At 53.2% G+C, this 24300-nt stretch carries 26 protein-coding genes, 1 rRNA gene and 1 riboswitch; of the genes, 18 read left to right on the forward strand and 9 right to left on the reverse strand.

The annotated features are described in order from the left end of the window. Both rrf and pabB read left to right on the forward strand, forming a co-directional pair. Positions 1-86, forward strand: a 5S ribosomal RNA gene (gene rrf / locus QMF38_RS14930); the annotation flags it as partial. A 271-nt stretch (positions 87-357) separates the two neighbouring features. Continuing rightward, a complete protein-coding gene (gene pabB / locus QMF38_RS02785) occupies positions 358-2073 on the forward strand; it encodes an aminodeoxychorismate synthase component I (RefSeq protein WP_192811473.1) in 1716 nt (571 codons plus the stop codon). Here the strand turns inward: pabB and QMF38_RS02790 are convergent. The 3 genes from QMF38_RS02790 to QMF38_RS02800 form a co-directional block, all read right to left on the reverse strand. Next, positions 2015-3145: a glycosyltransferase family 2 protein gene (locus tag QMF38_RS02790; protein ID WP_281758610.1), complete on the reverse strand. Its 1131-nt coding sequence runs from the start codon at positions 3143-3145 to the stop codon at positions 2015-2017. The genes pabB and QMF38_RS02790 overlap by 59 nt on opposite strands. 173 nt (positions 3146-3318) lie before the next feature. Then, entirely contained in the window at positions 3319-3537 is a 219-nt protein-coding gene (locus tag QMF38_RS02795) for a hypothetical protein (protein WP_006447094.1), read from the reverse strand. Positions 3538-3568: 31 nt separating this feature from the next. After that, a complete protein-coding gene (locus QMF38_RS02800; protein WP_040289529.1) occupies positions 3569-3970 on the reverse strand; it encodes a DUF2642 domain-containing protein in 402 nt (133 codons plus the stop codon). A gap of 237 nt (positions 3971-4207) precedes the next feature. Between QMF38_RS02800 and QMF38_RS02805 the strand changes: the two genes are divergently transcribed. Continuing rightward, a complete protein-coding gene (locus tag QMF38_RS02805) occupies positions 4208-5335 on the forward strand; it encodes a glycosyltransferase (protein ID WP_040289528.1) in 1128 nt (375 codons plus the stop codon). Between the two features lie 4 nt (positions 5336-5339). On the opposite strand, the gene QMF38_RS02810 is transcribed toward QMF38_RS02805, so the two are convergent. Genes QMF38_RS02810 through wecB form a run of 3 tightly spaced genes read right to left on the reverse strand, consistent with a single transcriptional unit; the run spans position 5340 to position 8246 of the window. Then, a complete protein-coding gene (locus tag QMF38_RS02810) occupies positions 5340-6176 on the reverse strand; it encodes a dTDP-4-dehydrorhamnose reductase family protein (RefSeq protein ID WP_006447090.1) in 837 nt (278 codons plus the stop codon). Next, complete coding sequence (locus QMF38_RS02815; protein ID WP_006447089.1) at positions 6173-7162, reverse strand: polysaccharide biosynthesis protein; 990 nt, start codon at positions 7160-7162, stop codon at positions 6173-6175. The genes QMF38_RS02810 and QMF38_RS02815 overlap by 4 nt, the downstream gene beginning before the upstream one ends. Then, positions 7155-8246 carry a non-hydrolyzing UDP-N-acetylglucosamine 2-epimerase gene (wecB, locus tag QMF38_RS02820; protein WP_006447088.1) on the reverse strand — a complete coding sequence of 364 codons (1092 nt, stop codon included), beginning with the start codon at positions 8244-8246 and terminating at the stop codon, positions 7155-7157. Before wecB ends, QMF38_RS02815 begins: the two co-directional genes overlap by 8 nt. A 185-nt stretch (positions 8247-8431) precedes the next feature. On the opposite strand from wecB, the gene QMF38_RS02825 reads away from it, so the two are divergent. Together QMF38_RS02825 and QMF38_RS02830 are read left to right on the forward strand one after the other, a co-directional pair. Beyond that, on the forward strand, positions 8432-9142 hold the full coding sequence (locus tag QMF38_RS02825; protein ID WP_040289527.1) for a glycosyltransferase family 2 protein: 711 nt from the start codon (positions 8432-8434) through the stop codon (positions 9140-9142). Positions 9143-9225: 83 nt separating this feature from the next. Then, the gene (locus QMF38_RS02830; RefSeq protein ID WP_281758611.1) at positions 9226-10155 is read left to right on the forward strand and encodes an RluA family pseudouridine synthase; all 930 of its coding nucleotides are present in this window, start codon (positions 9226-9228) and stop codon (positions 10153-10155) included. 8 nt (positions 10156-10163) lie between these two features. Here the strand turns inward: QMF38_RS02830 and QMF38_RS02835 are convergent, their stop codons facing one another. Then, positions 10164-10559, reverse strand: coding sequence for an acyl-CoA thioesterase (locus tag QMF38_RS02835; protein WP_281758612.1), 396 nt, complete (start codon positions 10557-10559; stop codon positions 10164-10166). Positions 10560-10643: 84 nt separating this feature from the next. Here QMF38_RS02835 and QMF38_RS02840 point away from each other — a divergent pair, with 84 nt between their 5' ends. The 11 genes from QMF38_RS02840 (at position 10644) to QMF38_RS02890 (ending at position 20206) form a co-directional block, all read left to right on the forward strand. Beyond that, positions 10644-11681: a M23 family metallopeptidase gene (locus tag QMF38_RS02840; protein ID WP_281758613.1), complete on the forward strand. Its 1038-nt coding sequence runs from the start codon at positions 10644-10646 to the stop codon at positions 11679-11681. A gap of 535 nt (positions 11682-12216) precedes the next feature. Beyond that, positions 12217-13482, forward strand: coding sequence for an O-antigen ligase family protein (locus QMF38_RS02845; protein WP_281758614.1), 1266 nt, complete (start codon positions 12217-12219; stop codon positions 13480-13482). Next, positions 13475-15142 carry a hypothetical protein gene (locus QMF38_RS02850; RefSeq protein ID WP_281758615.1) on the forward strand — a complete coding sequence of 556 codons (1668 nt, stop codon included), beginning with the start codon at positions 13475-13477 and terminating at the stop codon, positions 15140-15142. The genes QMF38_RS02845 and QMF38_RS02850 overlap by 8 nt, the downstream gene beginning before the upstream one ends. Beyond that, on the forward strand, positions 15139-15924 hold the full coding sequence (locus QMF38_RS02855; protein WP_281758616.1) for a hypothetical protein: 786 nt from the start codon (positions 15139-15141) through the stop codon (positions 15922-15924). Before QMF38_RS02850 ends, QMF38_RS02855 begins: the two co-directional genes overlap by 4 nt. Before the next feature lie 34 nt (positions 15925-15958). After that, positions 15959-16095: riboswitch (cyclic di-AMP (ydaO/yuaA leader) on the forward strand. A 56-nt stretch (positions 16096-16151) separates the two neighbouring features. Next, positions 16152-16286, forward strand: a complete 135-nt coding sequence (locus tag QMF38_RS02860) for a hypothetical protein (RefSeq protein WP_281758617.1) — start codon at positions 16152-16154, stop codon at positions 16284-16286. A gap of 253 nt (positions 16287-16539) precedes the next feature. Next, the gene (gene rplS / locus QMF38_RS02865; protein WP_040289522.1) at positions 16540-16884 is read left to right on the forward strand and encodes a 50S ribosomal protein L19; all 345 of its coding nucleotides are present in this window, start codon (positions 16540-16542) and stop codon (positions 16882-16884) included. A gap of 105 nt (positions 16885-16989) precedes the next feature. Further along, positions 16990-17895 carry a ribosome biogenesis GTPase YlqF gene (ylqF, locus tag QMF38_RS02870; protein WP_281758618.1) on the forward strand — a complete coding sequence of 302 codons (906 nt, stop codon included), beginning with the start codon at positions 16990-16992 and terminating at the stop codon, positions 17893-17895. 76 nt (positions 17896-17971) lie between these two features. After that, complete coding sequence (locus QMF38_RS02875) at positions 17972-18631, forward strand: ribonuclease HII (RefSeq protein ID WP_281758619.1); 660 nt, start codon at positions 17972-17974, stop codon at positions 18629-18631. Continuing rightward, entirely contained in the window at positions 18624-19589 is a 966-nt protein-coding gene (locus QMF38_RS02880) for a hypothetical protein (protein ID WP_281758620.1), read from the forward strand. Before QMF38_RS02875 ends, QMF38_RS02880 begins: the two co-directional genes overlap by 8 nt. Position 19590: 1 nt before the next feature. Further along, complete coding sequence (locus tag QMF38_RS02885) at positions 19591-19845, forward strand: EscU/YscU/HrcU family type III secretion system export apparatus switch protein (protein WP_232302365.1); 255 nt, start codon at positions 19591-19593, stop codon at positions 19843-19845. After that, on the forward strand, positions 19820-20206 hold the full coding sequence (locus tag QMF38_RS02890; protein ID WP_281758621.1) for a YraN family protein: 387 nt from the start codon (positions 19820-19822) through the stop codon (positions 20204-20206). The genes QMF38_RS02885 and QMF38_RS02890 overlap by 26 nt, the downstream gene beginning before the upstream one ends. Positions 20207-20212: 6 nt before the next feature. Here QMF38_RS02890 and QMF38_RS02895 read toward each other — a convergent pair whose 3' ends face one another. Both QMF38_RS02895 and QMF38_RS02900 read right to left on the reverse strand, forming a co-directional pair. Next, the gene (locus QMF38_RS02895) at positions 20213-20884 is read right to left on the reverse strand and encodes a polysaccharide deacetylase family protein (RefSeq protein ID WP_281758622.1); all 672 of its coding nucleotides are present in this window, start codon (positions 20882-20884) and stop codon (positions 20213-20215) included. Positions 20885-20959: 75 nt separating this feature from the next. Continuing rightward, a complete protein-coding gene (locus QMF38_RS02900) occupies positions 20960-22435 on the reverse strand; it encodes a YifB family Mg chelatase-like AAA ATPase (RefSeq protein ID WP_281758623.1) in 1476 nt (491 codons plus the stop codon). A gap of 146 nt (positions 22436-22581) precedes the next feature. On the opposite strand from QMF38_RS02900, the gene QMF38_RS02905 reads away from it, so the two are divergent. Both QMF38_RS02905 and sucC read left to right on the forward strand, forming a co-directional pair. Then, the gene (locus tag QMF38_RS02905) at positions 22582-22962 is read left to right on the forward strand and encodes a hypothetical protein (protein WP_281758624.1); all 381 of its coding nucleotides are present in this window, start codon (positions 22582-22584) and stop codon (positions 22960-22962) included. Between the two features lie 183 nt (positions 22963-23145). Next, a complete protein-coding gene (gene sucC, locus QMF38_RS02910) occupies positions 23146-24300 on the forward strand; it encodes an ADP-forming succinate--CoA ligase subunit beta (protein WP_006447073.1) in 1155 nt (384 codons plus the stop codon).

The raw sequence follows: 24300 nt of genomic DNA on the forward strand, positions 1-24300 counted from the left end.
TACCCATCCCGAACACGGACGTGAAGACCTCCAGCGCCGAGAATACTTGTCTCGAGAGGGACTGGGAAGGTAGGTCGTTGCCAGGCAAGAGAGAACAGAGTCAGGCGAAGATGCCTGGCTCTGTTTTGCTATATAGTTAATCCCTAGCTAACACCCACTCGTCCGGTACATATGCCGGTATGACTACGTGGGAGAGGCCAGGGCGAGTGTAGACCTAAGTCGAAGGGAGAAGTCCATAGTTTGAATCCACTTTTGGTGTTCGACTTTTCAATCGACGGTAATCCGCCACGACGCCTTGTATTTAGCAATCCCAGAAGCATTCATGCGGCAACCTGCGAGGGAGATGTACCTAGAATTTTGGGCGAAGTAGAAGCCGCAGCCAAGGAAGGGTACTACGCAGCAGGCTTTGTAACTTACGAGGCGGCTCCAGCGTTCGATCCCGCCTACCGAGTCCGCCCCCCTGCGAAGCCGGGGCTTCCGCTCGCATGGTTCGCTGTTTTCGATCACGCCGCAGATTCCACGGCCTTAGCGGAGCAGATGGGAGCAGGCGCTTATCAAGTCGGAACGTGGAGTTTGCAAACATCGCCCGAGAGATATGGTGAGGCCGTGTGCCGAATCCGCCAGGCCATCGCTGCCGGTGATACCTACCAGGTGAACTATACGGTTCGCCTCAGGGCTTCGTTTGCCGGTGATGACTTCGCATTCTATGAAACACTGCGATTGGCCCAACGGGCGCCATACTCGGCTTACATACGCAGTGATGATTGGTCCATCTTGTCCATCTCACCGGAACTCTTTTTTGCTCGTGACGGCTGTCGTATTACAACGCGGCCCATGAAGGGAACCATGAAGCGCGGACTTACGCTTAACGACGACGCCGAGCTTGCCAAGCGGCTGCGCAACTCGGAGAAAAACTGCGCCGAGAATGTGATGATCGTCGATTTGCTCCGGAATGACATCGGCCGCATTGCTTTGCCAGGTAGTGTCCGTGTACCAGCACTTTTTGAGGTCGAGACATATCCATCCGTGTTACAAATGACCTCGACCGTCGTCTCCGAGTTACGTGATGATGTCGATCTCGTGGGTATCTTTGAGGCTTTGTTTCCATGTGGCTCCATCACAGGTGCGCCTAAAATCAGCACCATGTCTCAGATTGCAGAGCTAGAGGCCGAGCCGCGCGGCGTGTACTGCGGAAGTATTGGCCTATTGCTGCCACAAGATCGCGCTGTGTTCAATGTAGCCATTCGGACTGTGGAACTCGATCGCGCGAGGGGCATAGCCACCTACGGGACAGGGGGTGGCATCACATGGGATTCACAAGCAAGGGATGAGTACGACGAACTCCACGCCAAGGCACAGGTGTTAAAGGATGCTGAGCAGGAGTTCGCTTTACTTGAAACCTTGCGCCTTGAGTCCGGAGAATATGCGCTATACACGTACCATCTTCAGCGCTTATCCGCGTCTGCAGAATACTTTCAAATCCCGTTCGATCGCGCCAAGGTGGAGCAGGCTCTTTCCGATTGCGCGCTGCGACACCCGACAGGGGCATGGCGAGTACGCATGATGTTGGAAAGGTCTGGAGAGGTAGAGGTTGAGATGGGCAGGGAGCCATTGGAGCCATGCGTCTGGAATCCGGCCGACGCGTTATCCAACGTCGTGAAGCCTGTCGTGTTGGCCCACATGCCCGTCTCATCAGACGAATGTTGGTTATATCACAAGACCACCCGCCGCGAGTGGTATGACGCCATTCGAGCGCATTTGGGCGACCGATTCGACGCCATCATGTTCAATGAGGCTGGGGAGGTTACAGAGTTCACGTTTGCAAACCTGGTCTACGAGTGGCAAGGAGGCCTTTATACGCCCCCAGTTTCATGCGGACTATTGCCAGGTACCTTGCGTGCATATTTGTTACAGCAAGGACGTGTTGTGGAACGCGTTCTGCATATCTCCGAAATCGCCATGGTCGACCGTCTTTGGTGGATCAACAGCGTACGGGGATGGGTGCCAGTCGAACTTATTGGGTCAAGTACGATTCCACAAATAGAGGCCATAGCTTCACGTGCTGATGGGTGATGCTTTCGCGATGAAGCAAACGATTGTACACGGTAAAGTCTCGATATTCGATCCGCCCGACTCGCATGAGCTCTCGGATGAGCGCAACATCTTCATATAGACGTCCGTCGGCAAACGAAAGGATTGGGAACCCGCCTACAACTTGTAATATCGAGGTGCGATACACCCGCGGTCCCAGAGGAAATCGATACGTTGCGAGTTGTTGCGTTGTGCGTACGGGTTCACCTTTTTGTACGTACGTCAACCGATAGCCTCCGCGCGCATCGATTCGCCAATTACGCATATTTCCGTATAGCAAATTGATGTCATCGTCCAACGTCAATAGCTGATGGCGAATCATCCGCACGGCGTGCGGATCGAGCCAGTCGTCCGCGTCCATTTCGAGAAGAAAGTCCGCCTTGATCTGTTCCATGGCGACATTCGCGGCGCGAGCTTTGCCGACGTTGTGCGGCAGTGTGACCAACGATACCCTAGGTACGCGTTTCGCAAAGTCATGCAGGAGATCTTGGGAGCCGTCGGTTGATCCGTCATCAATCAGCCAAATCTCGTGTAGGTCGTCGATTTGCGCCTCGATCGAGGCCAAACCCAAGGCGAGGTGTCGGTGCATGTTGTAGTTGACAAGCGCGATCGCGACAGTTGGACGGCTTGTATCATGTTCGTTCGGACGCTCTAGCAGTTGAGCACGATATGTCTGAAGAAGTTGATTGGAACGTGGAGATCGAACAATGTTTCGGTCAAGCGTGTACGGTTCCTCCTCGGGAGCTAGCTCAGACCATGCATGAAGCGCGGATACAGGATCGACGCGTAACAGGTGAGCCGCCCGTTTCCAGTGGTTTGCAAGGATGCACCCTCGCATCGCGAGTACGCGTCTATCTAGACCATGGCCGCTAGCAATCGTCAAGACAGCGTACTCCTTATATGCAAACTCTTGCACGTTTGCCGCTTCTATAAGTTGCTCACCGGCACATAGGAACATATACATGGCGTTGTCATGGTGGATGGCTTTGTACAAATCTTCGAGTGACCAGGTGCTCATACCCAGGCTCTGAGCCACTGGTCCTGCATCTCCCATTTCATCTGTCCTCACGAGTGAGATGTCTTCGCACCGCCAACCATGGCGCAACAAGGAGTGCATCGTAGAGCGCCACGCCGGGCAGGATGCGGACGTGAAAATGATGACTCGCCACATAAGCTCACCCCTATTGCCTATAGCGCCGGGGGCGGTGGCCACCCGGCGGCTATCTGTTACAAGATGCGGATGAAGTCAACGGCAGACAGTGCAACGTAGGTCGTCAGATTGTTGGTGCCATATCCATATCCACCAGTCCCCAGCTCGACCACAGCGAGAATTTCATTTCCAGCAAAGCTGACCACTGCTTCAATCAGGTTGTTGCCTATGGCAATTTCAATGGTTTGCCCGAACAGTTGATTCAGTGTATTTGCCAGTGTCGGTTGCAAGTTCATACAAATCCCCTCCTCACGTAACAAACTCCATTCAGGCTTGCTGTACCGATTGGATCCGGTCGAGTGGAATCAGTACCAGACTGCCGGACGGCTCGACCAACGTGGCATAATCTGACTGGATCGAGGACAGTGTGCCGGTCAATGTGTCGAATGGTGTCGTGATCGTCACTCGCTGGTCCAGCAGCTTTTGCAAGACGCCAGTTACGGTCGTCGGTCGCGACGAGGTGTTTGACAACGAGCTTGTCAGGCTGGCAAGCAAATTTTCAAGAGAGGTCAGTATGCTGTTGAGTGTGTTGGTCAGCGTCGACGTAGCAGTCGTTAAACCGTTTTGATTCAACGTTTGTGTAACGTTGGTCAACGCTTCCTCGACCGCCTGAATCAGAACCTGGGCGCGGTCAGCGGCCGTTTGGCCAGGCAACCGAAGTTGTGCCATGTCCATCATCCTTTCTGCGGGTTTGTACCAGTTGTATGGATGTGTACATGCATATTCCACGTATAAATAACTATTTGTATAAAAATTGGATAATGTGGATGGTCAGGTTCAAGTTCCAAGCCTGTGTTTCCTCGAACCAGATGTCTGCCTCGCACAAAATCTACGACCCACCATACAAATAATGGTACAAAGGGATTTCAGACGTCGATTTTTACCCACAGGGAGGGGGCATTACGCATGCGCGTCCTCATGGTTCTGGATGAGTGGAACCTTGGCGGTACGGAAACACATGTGTTATCCATAGCAAAGATGCTTTTGCGCAAACATGTAAATGTCTTGGTTGCTGCCGCAGATGGTCCGTTGCTGCCGCGTGTTCGGGCTCTTCAGATCCCGAACGTGTGTTTACCCAAGCCTGCATGGTCCACATTGACTGCACTAGCGGATAGCTATCGGCAAGAGACATTGGCCATCTTACGCGACGTGATGACCACGCAACAAATCGATCTCGTCCACGCACACCAACTGCCAACGGGCCTTGTGGCATTGGCCGCTGCACAAGAACATGGGGTGCCGTTTTTGTATACCGTGCACGGTACCTACGAAGATCCAGAGAAACTGCAAATTGTTCTGCGAGGCGCCTCTGGCGTGGTCGCGGTGAGCCCACCACTCGAAACACAGCTCCGAAATTGGGGATATAAATCTGTGGTAATCCCCAACGGGGTGGATCTGAGTGAATTTCATCCCGCTGACGACGTCTCCCTGCGGAACAGACTGGGCCTTTCTAACGAGGCGTTTGTCTGGTTGTATACAGGGCGCATGGCTTGGGAGAAGGCGAAAATCGCGAAGACATTCGTCCTTTCCGCTACAGGGGTGCACAAGGCATATCGGGACGTACATGCCCTGGTCGTGGGTAACGGCGCCCGACGAGCGGAATTAGAGCACTTTGTGGCCAAGTGGAACGGTCGGAGACGTATGCCATGGGTTCACGTGCTCGGCGGATCGGATAACATGAATTGTGTCTACAATGTTGCAAATGCTGTGGTAGGGACAGGTCGCGTCGCACTTGAAGCGATGGCTGCAGGTAAGCCGGTCGTTGCGGTGGGATCGCACGGCTTTGTTGGCCTCGTCGAGCCGAAGACGTTTGATCTGGCTTGGCATATGTATTTTGGCGATCACGATGCCGTTCTGCCTGTTACACGCTCCGTCCTTACCCGGACCATGAGCCAAGTGACTGCGATGCGAGAAGTCTTACCTGCCCTCGGTGATACTTGCCGACGATGGGTTGCAGAGCGGTTTGCCATTGAGAAGGTATGTGAACCGCTGCTCGCGTTGTATGAGCGGGTGGGAGGAGGACCCACCCGTTAAGCATTTACCAATGAGCGAGATCGTCAATCATCTCGGCATAGGAAGGCACATCGGGATGAAAATCAGCGCGTGTATTTCGTAGTGTTCGATTGATTCTGGGCTCTTCCACAGCTACGATCTCGCGGCCGGATTGATACCACGTCTTCTGAAACATACATAACAAGTCATATTTTGAAATTGGGTGCGGCCCCGTCAAATGGACAAGCCCTGAAATTGGGCGTGTCAAGGCCCAGTTGATGGTTTTCGCGAGTTGCAGTGTGGTCACGCCGTTCCAAAATGCGTTGCGAAAGCCAGATACCGTTCCTTGTTGTCGTAAGAACCAGGCGAGTAAGCCGGTTCCCTCGTTCTTTTGCTCGGGCCCAACGATGGAGGTACGGATGGTAAGGTGCGGCCCGTCCATAATCTCCCCTAACGCTTTGGTCCGTCCGTAAACGGTGTATGCGTTTGGCAAATCGCGTTCCGCATACATGCCCGTTGTGCCGTCAAACACGCAGTCGGTACTGATATGAATGAGCCGACAATCGTATTCGTTGCAAATCTCGACGAGTTCGTGTGGGAACAGCGCATTGATGCGAATGGCCGTCGCGACCTCACGGTTCGCGACAGCCGGCAGTATCCCGACCGCATTGATGACGACATCTGGGCGGATGACGGCAATGAGTGTTTGTACGCGTAGGGTATCTCGTACATCCAAGCGTATGATGTGGTTTGTCACAGGGCTTGCAAACTGCGGATAGGTATGCAAGACGGTTCCAAAGGTGTCGTGTACAGAGTACCTCTGGAAGTATTCATAGATCATATGCCCAGCCATGCCACCGGCGCCTAAAACAAGAATCTTCATGCTAAGAATCCCCCTCGTTGTAAAAGTGCGCGAATGTCATTTTGGGGTAGTAGTTGCATATTGGACTCATAGCTCGCAAGCGCAAGCGGATCGAGGCGGCCATATCTATCGACGAGATCGGGATTTGGATCCATCGGCAGCACGACGAAGTAGCGATCGTCCAATCTGTACGTGCGAGGCGCTTCTTGACGAGAGACAAGCACCTCGTGCAATTTCTCGCCAGGCCGAATGCCAATTTCCTTAATGGCAGGATGGTTTTGACCGTAATAGTCTGCGATCACGCTGGCGAGATCGATCATGCGACAGGATGGCATGCGCATGACAAATGTTTCTCCTCCCAATGACATCGTCGCGGCGTGGATGAGGAGGTCAATGGCGTCTTCGATGGTGAGAAAGAAACGAGTCATCTCGCGCGACGTTAGGGTGATGGGATGGCCATTTTGTAGCTGACGGATGAACAATGGCACCACGCTACCGTTGCTACCGAGGACGTTGCCACCGCGGATGCAGACAAACCGCGTGTGTTGGCTTTCCGCGTTGGCTTGCAGGATCAGTTTCTCGCCGAGCGCCTTCGTCATGCCATACAAGTTAATAGGCTCGACAGCTTTGTCCGTTGAGACGTCAATGACCTTCTTGACGCCGCATTCGATGCTAGCCTGAATGATGTTTTGCGTGCCGAGAATGTTGGTCTTCATCGCCTCGCGCGGGTGCCGTTCGCAGACAGGGACGTGTTTGAGTGCCGCTAAGTGAAACACGTAATCCGCACCCGAACAAACTTTGCGGACTGCATCGAGATCGCGAACGTCGCCAATGAAAAACTGGAGGCGGCCCGTGTCTGCAAATGCACGTTCCATCTCCACTTGCGAAAACTCGTTGCGAGAAAGGATACGGATTGTTTGCGGGCGATAGTGTAATAGGGTACGGGACAGTTGTTTTCCCCACGAACCGGTACCTCCAGTGATGACAACGGTTTGTCCTTCAAACATCGCTCAGTCCTCCAGTCAACCACTGAACCACTTTTCGAGAGACCCTGGAATCGCAATATCCTTCGGGGCAAGCCCAATCCCTGGACGAACTTGCCATTTGCTCCACACAGCTAGCGATGTGCTCCGGATCGTGGCCGGCGACGACGTTGCTGCCGCAAAGGACAGTTTCCGGGCGTTCCGTACTGCGGCGAATGGTCACGGCTGGTACGTGCAGGATGCAACATTCTTCTTGAACCGTGCCGCTGTCCGTTATCACGCACCACGCTTGTTTTTGTAACTGCACAAAGTCAAACAGCCCGAGCGGGTCGAGCACGATAAAGCGCGGATCTGCAAGCGGAATGTGAAAGTGCTGCAGACGGTCGCGAGTACGAGGGTGAAGGCTGATCACAAGCGGCAGATCGAAACGTTTCGCGACACGTTGTAACGCATTGACGATAGCCTGCAACCGGTCAACGCGATCGACATTCTCCGCCCTGTGCACGGTGACGACGATATAACGGCGCGGATGTAGCCGATATCGGTCCAGGACGTCGCTTTTGTCGATCTGTGAGGCATACGCCTGTAGCACTTCATAAATCGGATTGCCAGAGATCCAAATCCGTTGCGGCGCGATACCTTCGCGCAACAGGTTGTCACGGCTCATAGCTGTGTAAGGCAAGTTGAATGACGCGACCGCGTCGATGGCACGCCGGTTGATTTCCTCCGGAACGCTTCGGTCGTAGCAGCGGTTTCCGGCTTCCATGTGATAAACGGGGATGCCAACACGTTCAGCGACGATGGCGCACAATGCGGTGTTTGTATCCCCAAGGACGAGAACGGCGTCTGGTCGATGCGTCTGAAGGACCGCTTCAAACGCACTGAACATGCGTCCCAGCTGACTGCCGACCGTTCCCGTATGAGCACCGAGCCAGACGTCGGGACGTCGAAGGCCAAGCTGCTCAAAGAAAATGCCGGACAGTAACCGGTGATGATTTTGCCCGCTATACACGAGCACATGGTCGTGAAGCGTTTCATCAAGCCTCCGTATGATCAGGCTCAGTCGAATAATTTCCGGTCTTGTGCCACACAAGGTGAGAATTTTCATGGGCTTCCCCCTTCATAAAGAAACATATTCCCCACAAGGGATATGCTGGATTTTCGGGGATGCCAGGGCTTTCCACACCGTAAAACGTTTGTTGGACTCATCGTCTACGGACAGTGCGGACAACCGCCTTTGCGGTGCGTAACTGACTGGCGTACTTTGGAAGATGAAAAGTGGGGGGTGTATCTATGCATCATCGAATACCTGGTTTAGTCAGCGTTGTGATTCCTGTATATAACGCCTTGCCCTACCTTGAAGCGAGTTTGAACAGCATCCTTGGGCAAACCTACCGCCACATCGAAATCATTGTGGTAGATGATTGCTCGACAGACGATTGCCCGAGGTGGGTGGCAAAGTGGAAGGCTATGCACCGGCAGCACTTGTCCCCTGACGCATTTGTGTATTTACGGTTGCCACGCAACGTTACACAAGCGGGAAGTGCAACGTGTGGATTGTTTTTAGCACGTGGAGAATTTATCGCATGTCAGGCCGCTGACGACATTTCAGCTACCACCCGAATTGAACGGCAGGTCGCGTACATGCGAGCAAATCCAGACGTCGATATGGTGGGTACGAACTATGCGACATTCGCTGGGGAAAGTCTTGCCACGTCAACGCTAGCCTATTCAGGGTGGCTGCGCTTTGGACACGAGGAAATTCGCGACGCCTATGCACGGGGGTTGCACTGTGTTTGCGATGGAACGATTCTATTGCGGGGAACAACCTTTGACGCCATCGGAGGGTGGACAAGGGCGCTTGGTGCAGCGTCGGATTTTGATTTCATCGCGAGGTATGTCACGCGTGGCGCGATCGTAGACAACATGCCAGACGTGCTCTATTACTATCGATTGCATGACGGGCAGACGACACGACGCCTGGCCCGCGGAGAGGTCTGGTAAGCGAATCATGACAGCAGAGCAGGATTCGCCTAATCAGCCGCCGTGTGCTAGGATACTAGTTTATTGAATAGTCGGGGGGGACAATGGTGGTCGAAATGCAAATCGGACCAGTGGATGACGGGAAACCCGTTCATAAATGGTTGCGTTTGTTACTTCCTGGTATGCCGCTTTCAGGAATATATAAATGTATTCGCACAGGCCGCGTCAAGGTCAATGGCAAGCGCGCCAAACAGGAGACCGTCCTGGTGGAGGGCGATGTCGTTCATTTGTATATGGCAGAGGATGACTTTGCGAACTTAACTCGACCGAAGAGGCCCAAGTATGCCGGAGTGAGTCGAGATATCGAAGTCGTGCACGAGGATGCCGACATCCTTGTGGTGAATAAGCCTGTGGGCGTGCTCGTTCACCCCGCGGAGGGAGAATACGCCTCGACCTTGCAGGCCCGCGTCGAGGCGTATGTCTACGCCAACAGGCCTGTACGGGCAGGAGAGGCATTTCATCCTGCACCAGTACATAGGCTCGATCGCAATACGAGTGGTCTCATTGTGTTTGCCAAAACTTCGCGTGCAGCCAAGCGATGGTCGCAGGCATTTCAAAGTGGGGACGTCATCAAGGAGTACTGGGCTCTTGTCGAAGGTGAAGTGTCCCAACCAGGATACGTCGACGCCGCTTTGACGCGCGACGGCCAGGTCACCCGGATCGCGAACGACGGCGGAAAACGCAGTGCGACACATTACGAACCTCTTGGCGTCAGCCGAGGCACGTCATGGCTGCAAGTGCGACTCGAAACCGGCCGCACACACCAAATTCGGGCGCACTTGGCGCACATTGGGCATCCGCTCGTTGGCGATCTTAAGTACGGCGCGCGCCCGACTCGTGGCGAACCGTTCTTTTTGCACGCCGTGCATTTGCGATTGGCCAACCAGCTCGACCTGACTGCCCCCATTCCACAGCGTTTTAAGCGCAAGCTCGAAAGCTTGGGCTACGACCTGACGCGTTTGCACACACCTTGAGGCTACGATTAACCGCGGTGTTTGGAGATAGCATCGGGCACCGGAACGGGACGACGAGTAGTTGGATCGACGGTCACGATGACAAATTGCGCTTCACTGACCAAATACCCATTTGCGCCGGTGATGCGTTGTCGCATGCGGAAACTGGTGCGTCCAACGTCGCTTAGCCAAGTGGTGACCAGGAGTTGCTCATTTTGGTGCGCGGGCTGTCGATAATCGATCTCGGCTCGCGCTACCACAGTGATGAAACCCATGTTGGAGAGCGTTTCGTACGGCAACTGATGCTGCTCGTACCAATCTTCTCGTCCCCACTCGTAGTACTCCACATACTTAGCGTTATTGACATGTCCATTCACGTCGATCTCGGTGCATCGAACTGTGATTGTGATTTGTGTGATTCCCATCTGCATTGAACCCCATTTAGCCAGATTGTCAGCATACATTGTAACGGGCTGGGAGAGTGTAAGCATATCAGACGCCGACAAGGAGTGGTCAGATTGCTTCAACTCCATTCTATCATGCGTGCCCGCGCGGGAATATGGCGATCGCTCGTGGTGGGCATGGTGCTGGCAAGTGGTTGTTGGCCGGCTACGGCATGGGCGGCTGAGCGCAGCCATCCACAGTCATCGTTGTATCCTTTGTACAAGTTGTATGGGGCCGAGTACGACGTGGATTGGGCCGTACTTGCGGCTATCGATCGGTATGCTGAGCTAACCAAGACGAAAACTGCCAAACAGGAAGCGCCATACTATGGCTTTTCATTTTATCCAGCGGCTTGGGCCGGCATTGCCAATCCGAATGCAGACGATATGTTTGCACCCGAGATCCAACTGTTTGGCGGCTTGGGTCAGGATGCGAATGGCGACATGCTGGCGTTGCCGTTCGATCCAGCGGATCGGATTAAAGCTTTAGCCCATTGGTTGGATATGGAGTCGGGCGAAGACGAAGAGATTGCGATCTGGAACTTATTTCAGGATCCTGTGGCCATGGATCGGATCGATGGTTTTGCCCGGCTTTTTCGCACGTTCGGCCTGAGCCCGACAGGCTCCTGCTTTCCGATAGATAAGCGGTACAATTACACCGTCAAACACACATTCGGAGCAGGACGTAGCTATGGTGGCCGGCGCATTCACGAGGGTGTCGATATCTTTGCCAGCTATGGCACGCCTGTGCTCGCTTGCAGCTATGGTTACGTCGAGTTGATGGGATGGAATCGCTTCGGGGGGTGGCGAATCGGAATTCGCGATGCGAACAACATGTACTACTACTATGCGCATCTATCTTCCTTCCAGAAAGGTCTGCATCAAGGCGATCTGGTGCGACCAGGACAGGTGATTGGCTATGTCGGTAGCAGTGGTTATGGACCGCCTGGGACTTCAGGAAAATTCCCACCTCATCTACACTTCGGTATTTATAAGGACACTGGTCTGCACGAGTGGGCTTTTAGTCCCTCGGGGTACTTAAGCCAATGGGAACGGCAGAAACAGCACGTGACGCGCGAAACAGTCATAGAACGCAAAAGTTGAATCATTGCGTCGTTTCCGTTCGACAGCAGTCCCGAATTTTCGTTGAATGTGGTATTGTATTCGATGGACAGTCGAATGGAGAGCACGACTTGACAAATGGAACGGGTACAGCGTGAGCTCGCGCCAAATCGAGTCGCCCCTGTACCCGTTTTCTTTACGTCAATAAGCTCCTACCTTGGGGTGATAAAAACAGAGCCCAAGACTGCACGATTGTCGATGACCGTTAGGCCCGATCTCGCCCCCTGCGTCCGCGGCGAAAGTCGTACCTCCCAACGGTTCGTGGTATCTTTCCATACCATTGAAAGAGAACTTATGAGCCTGTCAGGCCGTCTTTTGAAACGTGTCTTGGGAGCAGCTACGTAAATATTTGCCTGTGTGACGCAAAAAAGGATTTTGTTAGGGTTCGTCAGGAATCCTAGGTTCGCCACGCTTGCGGACCAGGTATCAAACGATGCTCGAACGGGCGAAGTAGGCTCCGGTTCCAGTGGTGCTGGACGACAGTGGACAACCTATGTTGAGGTGGGAGTTGAAGTTCATGTTAGACCAGGTCTACCTGGCTGCGGAAGATGGTCAGTCTTCCCAACCGTTTGGTGCACGCATTGCCAAATGGTGTACATACCTGCTCGTTGCGTTTCCAATTGTCGATTACACGTTGCGGCTTTCATTCATTCATCCAATTGGGTCAATTTGGGACAAGGTGGTACTTCTGCTACTCGCTATCGTGGCATTCAATCGTGTATTGCGTGGGCATCGTCCACCGGCATTCGGTTGGTCCAAATATGCAGGATGGTATATCCTGTATTTAGTTGCCTTGTTTTTTGCGGGGCTTGGCAGTCCTGGTGTCGCCTTCGATGGTTTTCGGGCCGATGTCTACTATATGTTGTTTGGCTTGCTTATGCCGTTTGTGATCGACCCGCAAGACGCGAAGAAGTATTTATACGCAGCTGCAACCGTAGCAATATTGATTGGCATTCATGGCGTAGTCCAGTATGTGCTGGCTCCACCCATTCCTCCCGGCTGGGTGGATGTGGGGGAACATGTTCGCACGCGCGTTTTTTCCGTTCTCAAATCGCCGAACGAGCTCGGTGCGTACATGGAAATGATGACACCCATTATCTTCGGGCTTTGTCTAGGAGATCGGAGTCGGGCACGGCGCATTGTGTATGCGATAGGCGGAGTCTGCTGCTTGCTCACATTGTTGCTGACCTACACGCGTGGCGCTTGGATGGGACTTGGTATTGCGTTGGTGTTGGTGGCCGTCGCCTACGAGCGCCGATTGCTCATCGTGATCGTCGTACTGGGCGTGATTGGTTTCTTTTTGCCTCCCATTCATCATCGCATCATGGACTTGTTTTCGCCTGTCTATTACATCAAGTCTTCACAGGGCGGTCGCTTAATTCGCTGGCAAACGGCGTTTGATCAAATGTCAGGAAATCCTTTGTTCGGCGTCGGTCTCGGCCGCTATGGTGGTGCAGTTGCTTCCGATCACGGCTTTTCGATCTACTCGGATAACTACTACGCAAAGATTCTCGGTGAATCGGGGCTCGTGGGATTGGTGCTGTTCTTGGCGATGCACGTCCGTATCGTCGTCGAGGTGATCAACAAGACAGTGCGCAAGGCCACAGGGCGGGATCGGTATCTCGCGCTTGGCGGACTGATCGGTGTAACGGCGCTGTTAGTCCACGACGTCGTAGAAAACGTGTTTGAGTATGCGCCGAACTTCTTGAATTACTTCCTCATGCTGAGTTTGCTCCTCTTATGGGGCCGTACCCTAGAACGACAGGAGGAGAAGCATGAATAAGTCGAAATCGATTCCTGCGACGATCGGTCGTTGGATCTGGTTTGTCTTTTGGGCACTGTTTGTCAATGCCGTTTATGTATGGGTATTGCGTCCACTCGTGGATGACCTTGCAATGTACGGTGTACTCTTGGTCGCGGCTATCGGTGTCGTCTGGCTCTCCACAATCGACAGGTCGCTGCGTCGATCGTGGGTATCATACACGATGTTTGTTCTGATCCTAGCACAAGGGTTTGCGACGCTTTCGTTTGGAAGCACAGCGAAGTTGATCGCAGTCACCGTTGTCATGATCGTCGGTTTGTGGATCATTGCCGTTTGGTTCGGCAAGACACGCCCGTGGGCGTCGCTACTCGGCGGCATCGCGGTCGTTCTGTCGCAAATCGTGTTGCCGCTCAACGATTGGGCGTTTTTGCCGCACTTCCGGGTGCTTGATGATTCGCATGTGAATTTGCAGGCTCAAAATTCACCGGAAGCTCCCATGGCTATCGTTCCGACGAACGGTGGTGACGCAATTATCACCATCGACGGTTATGTCCCGTCTTCGACCGAATTGGAACAGATGGCTCTTGCGGCCACCGATTCGCCAGATGCGTTGTTCAACGTTTTGCAGACGGCGGATGGTGAGTACCAAATCATTGAGCTTAAGGACGTGAACGGGAAGCTGCAAAAGGTCAATCCGACGCCTGCTGAATTGGCGGAAGTGAATCCAATGGATCTTGTTCGGGCCTTTTTCCCATACGAAAAGGCCAATTGGTACGTGAGTCATGGTCGGATCTATGAATATTTGACCCCTTATCTAACGGATTCTGAAGCGGTGCAGGCTGCACTTGACCCGGCCGCGTATCCAGCGTCGTTCCAAGCCATCGCAAATCAAGCGGCAGCCGCGGAGACGGCGAATTGGAATGATTGCCTCGCGCAGTTGGGTGTTACACCGCATCGCACAGGCGTGTATGTGCAGAATGATCAATTGTTAGGCACGGATGCCGGACGTCCCATTTCGATCCCGGTCAAGGCAAGCAGTGTCGTGGGGATTGGACACTTTACAAGCAACCATTCGGACCAGGTGCTGCTTGTTGGTAACAATGCATTGCATATAGTCGATTTGCAAACTGGAAAGGTCGTCGCGACGTATCGTGGGACGATTGACAGCCCAGTGCCAAACGACATTAAAATTGGGCCGATCACGAGTGGTGGTCGGGATGCGATTTTTGTGAATGCTTCGCCGGCGTACATCTTGACGGTGCGGGCAAACGGGCAGTGGCAACGCGTGTACACCGCGACGAGCCCGACGTTCCGGTTCGAAACGGTGCTTTCAAATGGAAAAGGAGCACCCGAGATTGTCACGAACGATCCATCGATGATAAGGAATTCTCCCATTCGCTATTTCTCTGCGTATCGTTTTGTTCCGGATGGGAATGGGCACGGGCAACTTGTGCGCGACTGGCGAGTGTTCCGTACGAATGTTGTAAACGTGACGCCGCTTCGTTTGTCGTCGTCAGCTCCCGATGCGCTCGCACTGGATATTTACGGAACGGGTGACTACTTGGTCGTTGCGCGTACAAATTGGCCACTATTACCACTTTCGTGTGTTGTGCTGGCACTCATATTCATAGGCGGATGGTTGTACAGACCTTCGCGGCGCAAGGAGGGGGAACGCCGATGAGAGGCAAGTTGGCAACGCTGACAGGTACGGTTGTTTTCTGTGCTGCGCTTCTGGTCGGTTGTGCACCCGGGGTTCAAAAGGCATCCATCGCTTCCGGAACGGCGACAACCATCGTCAAACCTGACGTCTCTTTTGCACCACTTGTGGCGGCGCTGCACAAGAGTGAGCAAGCGCAAGAGTACAAGTTGCTGACGACGGTGACGATACAGAACGCGAACTTGAAGACCAGTTTTACGGAGTACGGAACTCTTCAAATGCCCAATATGGCCAATATTCAGGTGCATGAAAACAACTTTAATATTGGGTTGTATCAACAGGGGCAGGTCGCCTATCAACAAGATGGCACTGTTTGGTCGAAAACGGAACCTGTTGCAAATCTTGATGCTTATCAGGGATACGCTGATATTATCGATAAGGCCATGCAAGATCATCTTCAATTGGCGCAAATGGATAGGACGTACGTGGTGGATGAGTATTGTGATGTCTACCGCGTGATCGTGCCTAATGGCGTTGCCGGTCTACCAACGTTTCTGCAACAGACGGCAGGCACTTCGATCCCGTCCATTGCTAGTCATAGCAGCCCGGTTGAGTACATTTTCTATGTGGGTGAATCGAGTGGGTACATCAGGCAGGTCCAAACCCAGTCGGTCAACGTCGTGGACGCTGTTGGCTCCTTGTCGATTCAGACGTCCACCATTTTTTCGGATATTGACAATGCGCAATTAGCGCAAGTTCAAATACCTTCATCACTGGTTGGTCAATTGGAACATGGTGTTGAATAGTTGCCAAATTCGGTGATGTGGCGTACAATGCTTGCATGACCTATCGCTGAGTTCCGTTTTTGGGAAGCGGAGGACCCATGGTACGTGGGGTGAATCGAGATTCTTGGATCTCGTAGGGTTTCCTACACCCGAACCCGTCAGCTAACTCCGTAAGCGTTGTAGGAAGATCAAGCGTGCTCCAAAAGGAACTTGGCTGAGGATCAAATTCAGTCAAGGAGCTGGTCGAGATGGTCGTGAAGCCAGAATTGCCGCAGTATGTCCGCGATATGGAGATTCAACTTGCGCTAAAACATCTGGGGCGCAAGGAGGGTAGAGTCCATAACGTGCGCAGCGGCGATACGGAAAAGCAAACCCTACGTTGATGTTGGATGATGTCTGTAGCGCTGCGGGGCGACCCGTAGCGCTTTTTGTTGTGATGGGGGTTTGTTACGGTTTGAATTCTCGATGCCAGAGGCATATCTGGACGCGGATCATTCCTTGTATGCAGACTTTGCACAAAAATTTTCGGCGATAGGTTGGCTTTATTGCAAATGGTACGGTATAATAGCGCGGGTAATTACGGTGGTCCTCTGTCGAGTATGTGGACATGAACACTTGTGGGAAGGAGGTCTGGCCATGAACTTGCTACGTTCAGTGGTGGAAGACCAGATTCGCTCTGATATTCCGGAATTTCGCCCTGGTGACACTGTTCGCGTACACGTGAAGGTCCGAGAAGGTCAACGTGAACGCATTCAGGTGTTCGAAGGCGTCGTCATTCGTCGACGCGGCAGTGGGATCAGCGCCACGTATACTGTGCGTAAAATTTCGTACGGTGTTGGCGTGGAGCGTACATTCCCATTGCATTCGCCGAAGATCGAGAAGATTGAAGTGGTTCGCCAAGGCAAAGTGCGGCGCGCAAAGCTGCATTATTTGCGCGGATTGTCCGGGAAGGCGGCGCGCATCAAAGAAGTTCGGCGGTAAGCAACTGGGCGCGGAGGGATTGCCTCTGCGCCCTTTTTGTATCGGTTTGGGTTGGACATGCTAAAGGTGAAGCCTAACATATTACATATATAGGGAGGAAGATCCGTGCCTGTACAATGGTACCCCGGTCATATGGCGAAGGCTAGGCGAATCATGGAGGATCGAGTTCGCCAGGTGGATGTTGTCATAGAACTGGTGGATGCTCGTCTCCCGCTTTCCAGTCGCAATCCCGTATTGCAAGATCTGTCGGCCAAGAAGCCACGACTTGTGGTAATGACACGAGAGGATCTGGCTGATCCGCGGGCTACACACGCCTGGCTGGCTGCGTTCGTATCTGACGATATCCTGGCCGTTCCCGTCAATACGACCAACGGTAACGGTTTCTCGCAAGTTCGTGACGGTTTGCGTAAGCTCGCCGCAGCGAAGATTCAACGCGCTATGGAGAAGGGTCTGCAACGCGCCGTCGTCCGTGCTATGGTTGTTGGGATCCCGAACGTCGGGAAATCTTCGTTTATCAATCAATTTGCGAAGCGTTCCGTCGCAAAGACGGGAAATAAACCTGGCGTGACGCGCACGGAACAATGGGTTCGGATGGGCGATATTGAGTTGCTCGATACACCCGGTGTATTATGGCCGAAAATTGAAACGCCTGAACAAGGATTGCGTTTGGCGATCAGCGGGGCGGTTAAGGACCAAATCTACGATATGGAAGAGGGTCTTGCTTTCTTCCTGTGCTTCGCGAGTCGACATTACCCGGACCTTTTAATACAGCGATACGGCTTGTCGCATATTCCTGTTGTCGAGTGGACAGATTTGCCGACCGTGTGGCCGCAGATTGCGGATGTGGTAGAGGAGATTGGGCGCAAGCGCGGCATGTTAGGCCGTGGTGGGGTCGTTGACGAAGAACGGGTGGCAAAGATGGTTATCAAGGAAGTACAAGATGGTGTGCTTGGGCATATGACATTTGAGTGGCCTCAATCAATTGAAGATGATCGAACCACATTGCGATAGAGAAAATAATATCTCCTAAGTTTGTCTGGCGTTTGCATGTGACTGGCCGTAGACTGGGTATTGAGGAGGCGGTTGCATGCTGGGATCTCGGCACGGTTGGCACAGTCGTGCGCGTTTTGATTCGGCGATGGCCGGTTCGTTGACAATCGCCGGCGTAGACGAGGTTGGAAGAGGGTGTCTCGCGGGTCCAGTCGTGGCTGCGGCGGTCGTTCTTCCGCTCGAAGAAGTTGCGTCTTTAGATTTGATGGGTGTGACGGATTCCAAGAAACTCACGCCAAAACGGCGACAGGGGTTGGCGAAGCTCATTCGTCAACGTGCAGTGTCAATCGGGATCGGTGAAGTCAGTTCACGAGAAATCGATGAACTCAATATCCTGCGCGCAACTCAACTTGCTATGGGACGAGCCCTCGAAAAATTGGATGTTCCTGTCGAGCTGGCTCTTATTGACGGCCATGTGCCGGCATCCACACGTCTGGCGTGTCTACCCGTGATTGGAGGCGACATGCGTTCTCTATCTATTGCGGCAGCTTCTATTGTGGCAAAAGTGTATCGCGATGAATGGATGGCACGTTTACATCGCGAGTATCCTCAATACGGATTTGACAGCCATGTTGGTTACGCGACGAAATTGCACCTGAACGCGCTTCGTGAACATGGCATTACGCCGTATCATCGCTTGACGTTTGCACCCGTTCGAGCTTGCCTAGACGATAGGAGGATGGCGGAAAGTGGATAATCCCCCAATCTCGTCGGGAAGGCTGGATCGTGCGCCGGCACCGACGCAGGAAGTCCGTCCCGCGCCTAGGTTGCCTTTGGATCGTACAGATCAAAGAACCACCGAAGGGTCTGCACGCGCCTTACCGGAAGCCGCACTGGTTGCACTTGACGAGGGACTGTTCTCACTAGAGCAGCACATTCCTTATCGGTTGCTGCAAAACCCGATATGGTTGAAGGCAGAATGGGCGTGGAAGGCATTGCTTGTGCAGCAATTATTCACGTCTCATAGCGCCGTTTCGAATACACATCCTGAACAGCAACGGACGCTACCAAATGTCGGTGAGGAGAACGTCTTGGTAAAGGATGGCCCAATCATGTCTGGTGAGGCAGTTGCGGCCTCGCAAGGTGAGCAAGTGAATCATTTTGAGCGAGCGGTTCAGGCATTATGGGACATACTCTCTGACGCATCTGAGTCTAGTTCCACAACGAAAGTGGTTTCCTTGCAAATTCAAACTGATCCCCCTTTGTTGCCTTTCGCTTCTGTTGGGAATGAAGTTTTTGCACAGGCTCATAGTGCCGCTGATCGTCGTCGCATTGAACATTGGACATTGCAGGATAGACTTACAGCCGCTGTGATGGATAACGCATATGAACGTCGGGGGGCAGGATTGTTTTTTTTGCCCGACCAAGACAAACCTCCCTATCGAGCTGTCAAGTGGGAGGCTGAGCGGCGCACGCGAATCGGTCATGCAGGTAAGTTAGTTCATCGCATTCAAATTGGTCTCGAAGTTAACGGCTCGCCGGTTACCTGTCTTATTACGGCGCAACGGCCACAAATGTTTGTGCACTTTACAAGTGATAATCCTTCGATTCATCAATATCTCGCAGATGGGCGCCAAGCCCTTCAAAAGCCCTTGGCACAGCATGGCTGGGAACTTGCAGGATGGTCTGTCAGTACACATGAGGAGGTCTTCTGACGTGGTGCAAAAGCGTGCCGTGGCGCTGCGTTATGATCGGCAACGCGAAGGAGCGCCGAGAGTGGTTGCGAAGGGTGCCGGCGAAGTGGCTGAGGCCATCATCCACACGGCAACAGCCAATACGGTCCCGATTGTAGAAAATGAGGAACTTGTCGACACCCTTATCCGCCTTGAGGTTGATCACGTTATTCCTCCCGAGTTGTATCGGGCAGTTGCCGAGGTTCTGGCATATGTTTACCGATCTAAAAAACAGTAGTAACTCGCTCGCCATCGGCAAGTTTGGCGAAAAATTTGTGGAAAATTATCTGATCCGGTGTCTCGGCTGGGAAATAATGGACCGGAATGTCCGTTCACCATATGGCGAAATTGATATTGTGGCAAAAACCGGCACAACATTCGTGTTTGTCGAAGTCAAGACGCGTCGGTCAGATAGTTTTGGCGCGCCGCTCGAGGCCCTCTGCAACGCACAGTTGATCCGCCTTGTTCACCAGGCTGAAGGATATGCGGCGCGCCTTTCTCGCGATATTGCGCAACATGTCTGCCTAGACGCAGTAGGTCTCCGTATACATCGGAACGTCGTGGTCGATATCCAGCATGTGCGAATCTACCCGGATTAAGTCGATTTACACGGGGAGTGTGCGGAATATGTACCCTTTCGCTTTATAGTCCTTAATAATGGTCGGGATGGCTTCCACCGTGTACCGACTGGTACTGATGCCATCGTGAAATAAGATGATGGAACCTGGGTGAGCTTCCTGCTCAACGCGTTCGACGATACTGCGGGAGGATTCGGCTTTCCAATCTTCCGAATCGACTGTCCACAGCGCGATCGGATGGCCAAGGCGGTGGACATACGCGATTTCATCTGGCTTGATGGAACCGTAAGGTGGTCTGTAATACACTGGTTTTTTGCCACAGGCGCGAATGATGGCCGAGTCTGCCATTTCGATATCGCGTGTCATTGTCGTAATAGCTTGTTTTGCGGGATCTGCATGCGTAAAACCGTGGTTTCCCAATTCATGCCCTTCGCGTTGCATGCGACGGACAATGCCAGGGAACTGTTCACACCGGTGACCCAGGACAAAGAATGTAGCCGGTGTCTTTGATTCGCGAAGGACATCAAGTAACTTGGGCGTGTACCGCTCGCTTGGGCCATCGTCAAACGTCAGATACAGTACTTTTTCGTTTGTTGGTGGTGGCGTTTGCGCATCTGTTGTCGCCGGGATGCAAAACCAGCTCCCGATCGAGGTCAACGTGAAGCATGTCAAAAGCCATTTGTTTCGTTTAAACCGCAAACGTGTCTCCCTCCCGCGAAGTCACTCACCTTAATATTCCATACCCTTAGTCCTTCTATCCGTAATCCACAATATCTAACGTCTTGCTGAAGAACGAAGCGCAAATGCTTCCTCGACGTCTTCCACCCGAATCTCATCTCGTCGAGCCAGCGCGGCGATGGTCCTCGCTAACTTTGCGGTTTGTACGACAACGCGCTCTGTGACACTGAGTTTGTCGCACAGGTGTGTCAACATGGAGACAGCTCGGGTCTGAAATTGCCTTATGGGGTCTAACTCGTCGACAGGTTCAAGTATTGCACGTGCTTGGCTTACCGCTTGTCGCAATTCAAATGCTACAGGATCGCGGCTGCCTAATGGATGATTCGTACCGTCTGGAACACGGTTCATATAGTGAATCAAGTCGATGCGATCCAAAAGAGGCCCCGGACAGCGACTCCAATATCGACGGACATCATGTTCGAGGCATCGACATTCTCCGTAGCCTCGCCATCCACAGGGACATGGATTGGCGGTTCCGACAAGTAAGAAGCGTGCTGGCAGACTGGCTGTGCGTCCGTTTCGTGAAATATGGATCACCCCACTCGTGAGCGGTTCACGAAGAGCATTTAAAGTGGCTTTTGAGAATTCGAAACACTCGTCAAGGAGGAGCACGCCGTTATCGGCAAGTGTGACTTCTCCTGGACGAGGGGGCGATCCACTTCCAGTCAGTCCGGCTGGCGTTAGCGTATGATGTGGTTCCCGCAGGGGTGGTCGCAAACTGAATTGGGCATTCGGATTCACCAACTCATGGTACGCGTATGAGCGCAACGCATCCGCTTCAGACAGATTTGGTAAGAGATCGATGAGACGATGGCTCAGCGTCGTTTTACCGACGCCAGGCGGTCCGATGAACAAAAGTGGATGTCTGCCTGCAGCGCTAATGGCAAGTAGCCGTTTTTCAAATGCTCGATTGGGCAGCGAATCGAGCATATCGAAGGGAAGTGTCGCATCTTGTGTAGAGGTTTTGTCGTCCATTGAACTTCTCGATGGTATAGCACACGCTGGACGATGGTTTGCAAGCTGAGCGACAACTTGTGTCAGGGTAGAGGAGGCTACGATGTTCATGAGACTGGCAAGCGGTCCCGGGATGGGTGGGCCTGGTGCTATGTACAACTCTTGTATGCCTGCTTCGGCCAGGCGCAAAGCGAGTCCAACGGTCGCCTCGGCCGGGACGAGCGAGCCATCAAGTCCTAGTTCGGCAAGAAAAGCCGTTTGTTTTCTTTCTACCAGCATACCTTCAGCGCGAAGGATGGCGATTGCGATGGCGAGATCGAGCCCCGAGCCCTGTTTGCGGAGCGAGGCTGGTTGTAAGTTCACCGTGATACGGCCTTTGGGAAATGGTAAAGAGCAGTTGTGAAAGGCCGCGCGAATTCGCAAGCGGGCCTCGTTTACGGCAGAATCGGGTAGCCCTACGATGGAGAAGCGAGGAAACCCTGGGCCAACATCGGCCTCGACATGCACGAGTTCAGATTGAATGCCATTGTGAACGGCGCTGACGGCACGTCCTAGCATCGCCATCACCTCTAAATGATTGTGTGCGATCACGCAAGTCTGAGTATGGACTAGATATAGCAATTTGCGGGGATGTCAGCCATAATGTAGGGAAGAATCTCGTTCGCATCGTCTCACTAGGAGACGAGTTTCAGGAGGGAGCCGACATGGAAAGCCCACGAAAACGAATGGACAAATCCAACTCCCATGGCAAGCGGGGGCAGGTGATTGACTTACGAGCCTATCAGCGTCGCCGAGATAGAAAGTACCGTGGTGCACCGTACGAAGGGCTGACTGGGCTGTGGCTTTTGCGTTACACCTGTTACGCGTTGGCCGTCGTGGCTGTGGCTTTTGCGATCGTGGGACTGTGTCCTGTCGGATGGAGGGCCGGGGCTCTCGTCGTCAGCCTGTTCACGAATACGATTGGTCTTGCCTTGGGACTGACGCTCTATGTATTGAAGGAGCGGGCGGCGATGAAAGTGCTTGGTGTACTCGTCGGAACATTTGCGTTCGCTTATCTATGCTGTCTCCTACACCCGTGGCTATAAAATGAAGTATCGTTTTGTCAAGGTTCGATTGTATGCGTTTACATGACCTAAACCGGACGAGACGTTGTCAAACGCTCCTAGAAGTTCTATTCTGATAGAGAAAACAAGACGAACGCTCAGACGACGTTCGTCCGGTTTTTATGGTACCGTTTCGGTACGGGTGGACAAAGGAGGACTGGCATCGTGAACATCCACGAGTATCAGGCGAAGGCCGTGCTGGCCGAGTTTGGCGTGAAGGTTCCGCAAGGCAAGGTTGCCTTTACCGTTGAGGAAGCGGTTGCTGCGGCGAAGGAGCTCGGCGGCAAGGCTGTTGTAAAGGCCCAGATTCACGCGGGCGGCCGCGGTAAAGCGGGCGGCGTCAAAGTGTCGAAGTCGCTCGAAGAAGTTGAGGCCAACGCACGGGAGTTGCTTGGGAAAACTTTGGTTACTCACCAAACTGGCCCGGAGGGCAAAGTTGTCAAGCGCCTTTTAATTGAACAGCTGACGGACATCCGAAAGGAGTACTACATAGGGCTAGTTCTGGATCGCGCGCAAGGGCGGATCGTGATGATGGCGTCCCAAGAAGGCGGGGTCGAGATCGAAGAGGTTGCAGCACAGCACCCTGAGAAGATTTTCCGCGAAACGATTGATCCGGCGACGGGATTAAATCCATTCCAAGCCAACAATCTGGCGTATAAGCTCGAGTTGCCGCCAACGGCTGTCCGCAAGGCGGTTCAATTTATGATGGGCCTTTATAACGCTTTTGTTGCCAAGGATTGTTCCGTGGCGGAGATCAATCCGCTCGTCTTGACCGGCGAAGGTGACATTCTTGCGCTGGACGCCAAATTGAACTTTGATGATAACGCGTTGTATCGCCATCCTGATATCGTGGCTCTGCGCGATGAGGACGAGGAAGATCCAAAGGAAATTGAAGCTTCCAAGTACGGCCTCAGCTACATCGCGCTCGATGGAAACATCGGTTGCATGGTCAATGGAGCCGGCCTTGCGATGGCGACGATGGACACTATCAAATACTATGGCGGGGCTCCGGCTAACTTCCTGGACGTCGGTGGTGGCGCGAGCGAAGAAAAGGTGACGGCCGCATTTAAGATCATCCTTTCCGATCCGAAAGTACAAGGAATTCTCGTCAACATTTTCGGTGGCATCATGAAGTGCGACGTCATTGCGAATGGTGTGGTTGCGGCAGCCAAGCAGGTCGGATTGGACAAACCGTTGGTCGTGCGATTGGAAGGTACGAACGTTGAACAGGGCAAGGCGATTCTCAACGAATCAGGTCTTTCCATCGTGGCGGCCGATTCGCTGGCCGATGCGGCGCAGAAGATCGTCGCGCTTGTGTAA

This window comes from Alicyclobacillus hesperidum subsp. aegles (assembly GCF_027923525.1).
GTDB lineage: Bacteria > Bacillota > Bacilli > Alicyclobacillales > Alicyclobacillaceae > Alicyclobacillus > Alicyclobacillus aegles.

What these genes read in the sequence shown, in the direction of transcription:
- wecB (WP_006447088.1), bottom strand. Translation starts at nt 8,246, where the DNA reads ATGAAAATTCTCACCTTGTGTGGCACAAGACCGGAAATTATTCGACTG.
- QMF38_RS02860 (WP_281758617.1), top strand. Translation starts at nt 16,152, where the DNA reads ATGGTCGTGAAGCCAGAATTGCCGCAGTATGTCCGCGATATGGAGATT.
- QMF38_RS02810 (WP_006447090.1), bottom strand. Translation starts at nt 6,176, where the DNA reads ATGAAGATTCTTGTTTTAGGCGCCGGTGGCATGGCTGGGCATATGATC.
- QMF38_RS02890 (WP_281758621.1), top strand. Translation starts at nt 19,820, where the DNA reads ATGTTTACCGATCTAAAAAACAGTAGTAACTCGCTCGCCATCGGCAAG.
- rplS (WP_040289522.1), top strand. Translation starts at nt 16,540, where the DNA reads ATGAACTTGCTACGTTCAGTGGTGGAAGACCAGATTCGCTCTGATATT.
- QMF38_RS02845 (WP_281758614.1), top strand. Translation starts at nt 12,217, where the DNA reads ATGTTAGACCAGGTCTACCTGGCTGCGGAAGATGGTCAGTCTTCCCAA.
- QMF38_RS02795 (WP_006447094.1), bottom strand. Translation starts at nt 3,537, where the DNA reads ATGAACTTGCAACCGACACTGGCAAATACACTGAATCAACTGTTCGGG.
- QMF38_RS02875 (WP_281758619.1), top strand. Translation starts at nt 17,972, where the DNA reads ATGCTGGGATCTCGGCACGGTTGGCACAGTCGTGCGCGTTTTGATTCG.
- QMF38_RS02900 (WP_281758623.1), bottom strand. Translation starts at nt 22,435, where the DNA reads ATGCTAGGACGTGCCGTCAGCGCCGTTCACAATGGCATTCAATCTGAA.
- QMF38_RS02855 (WP_281758616.1), top strand. Translation starts at nt 15,139, where the DNA reads ATGAGAGGCAAGTTGGCAACGCTGACAGGTACGGTTGTTTTCTGTGCT.
- QMF38_RS02835 (WP_281758612.1), bottom strand. Translation starts at nt 10,559, where the DNA reads ATGGGAATCACACAAATCACAATCACAGTTCGATGCACCGAGATCGAC.
- QMF38_RS02790 (WP_281758610.1), bottom strand. Translation starts at nt 3,145, where the DNA reads ATGGGAGATGCAGGACCAGTGGCTCAGAGCCTGGGTATGAGCACCTGG.
- QMF38_RS02850 (WP_281758615.1), top strand. Translation starts at nt 13,475, where the DNA reads ATGAATAAGTCGAAATCGATTCCTGCGACGATCGGTCGTTGGATCTGG.
- QMF38_RS02905 (WP_281758624.1), top strand. Translation starts at nt 22,582, where the DNA reads ATGGAAAGCCCACGAAAACGAATGGACAAATCCAACTCCCATGGCAAG.
- QMF38_RS02805 (WP_040289528.1), top strand. Translation starts at nt 4,208, where the DNA reads ATGCGCGTCCTCATGGTTCTGGATGAGTGGAACCTTGGCGGTACGGAA.
- QMF38_RS02825 (WP_040289527.1), top strand. Translation starts at nt 8,432, where the DNA reads ATGCATCATCGAATACCTGGTTTAGTCAGCGTTGTGATTCCTGTATAT.
- QMF38_RS02830 (WP_281758611.1), top strand. Translation starts at nt 9,226, where the DNA reads ATGGTGGTCGAAATGCAAATCGGACCAGTGGATGACGGGAAACCCGTT.
- QMF38_RS02815 (WP_006447089.1), bottom strand. Translation starts at nt 7,162, where the DNA reads ATGTTTGAAGGACAAACCGTTGTCATCACTGGAGGTACCGGTTCGTGG.
- QMF38_RS02800 (WP_040289529.1), bottom strand. Translation starts at nt 3,970, where the DNA reads ATGGCACAACTTCGGTTGCCTGGCCAAACGGCCGCTGACCGCGCCCAG.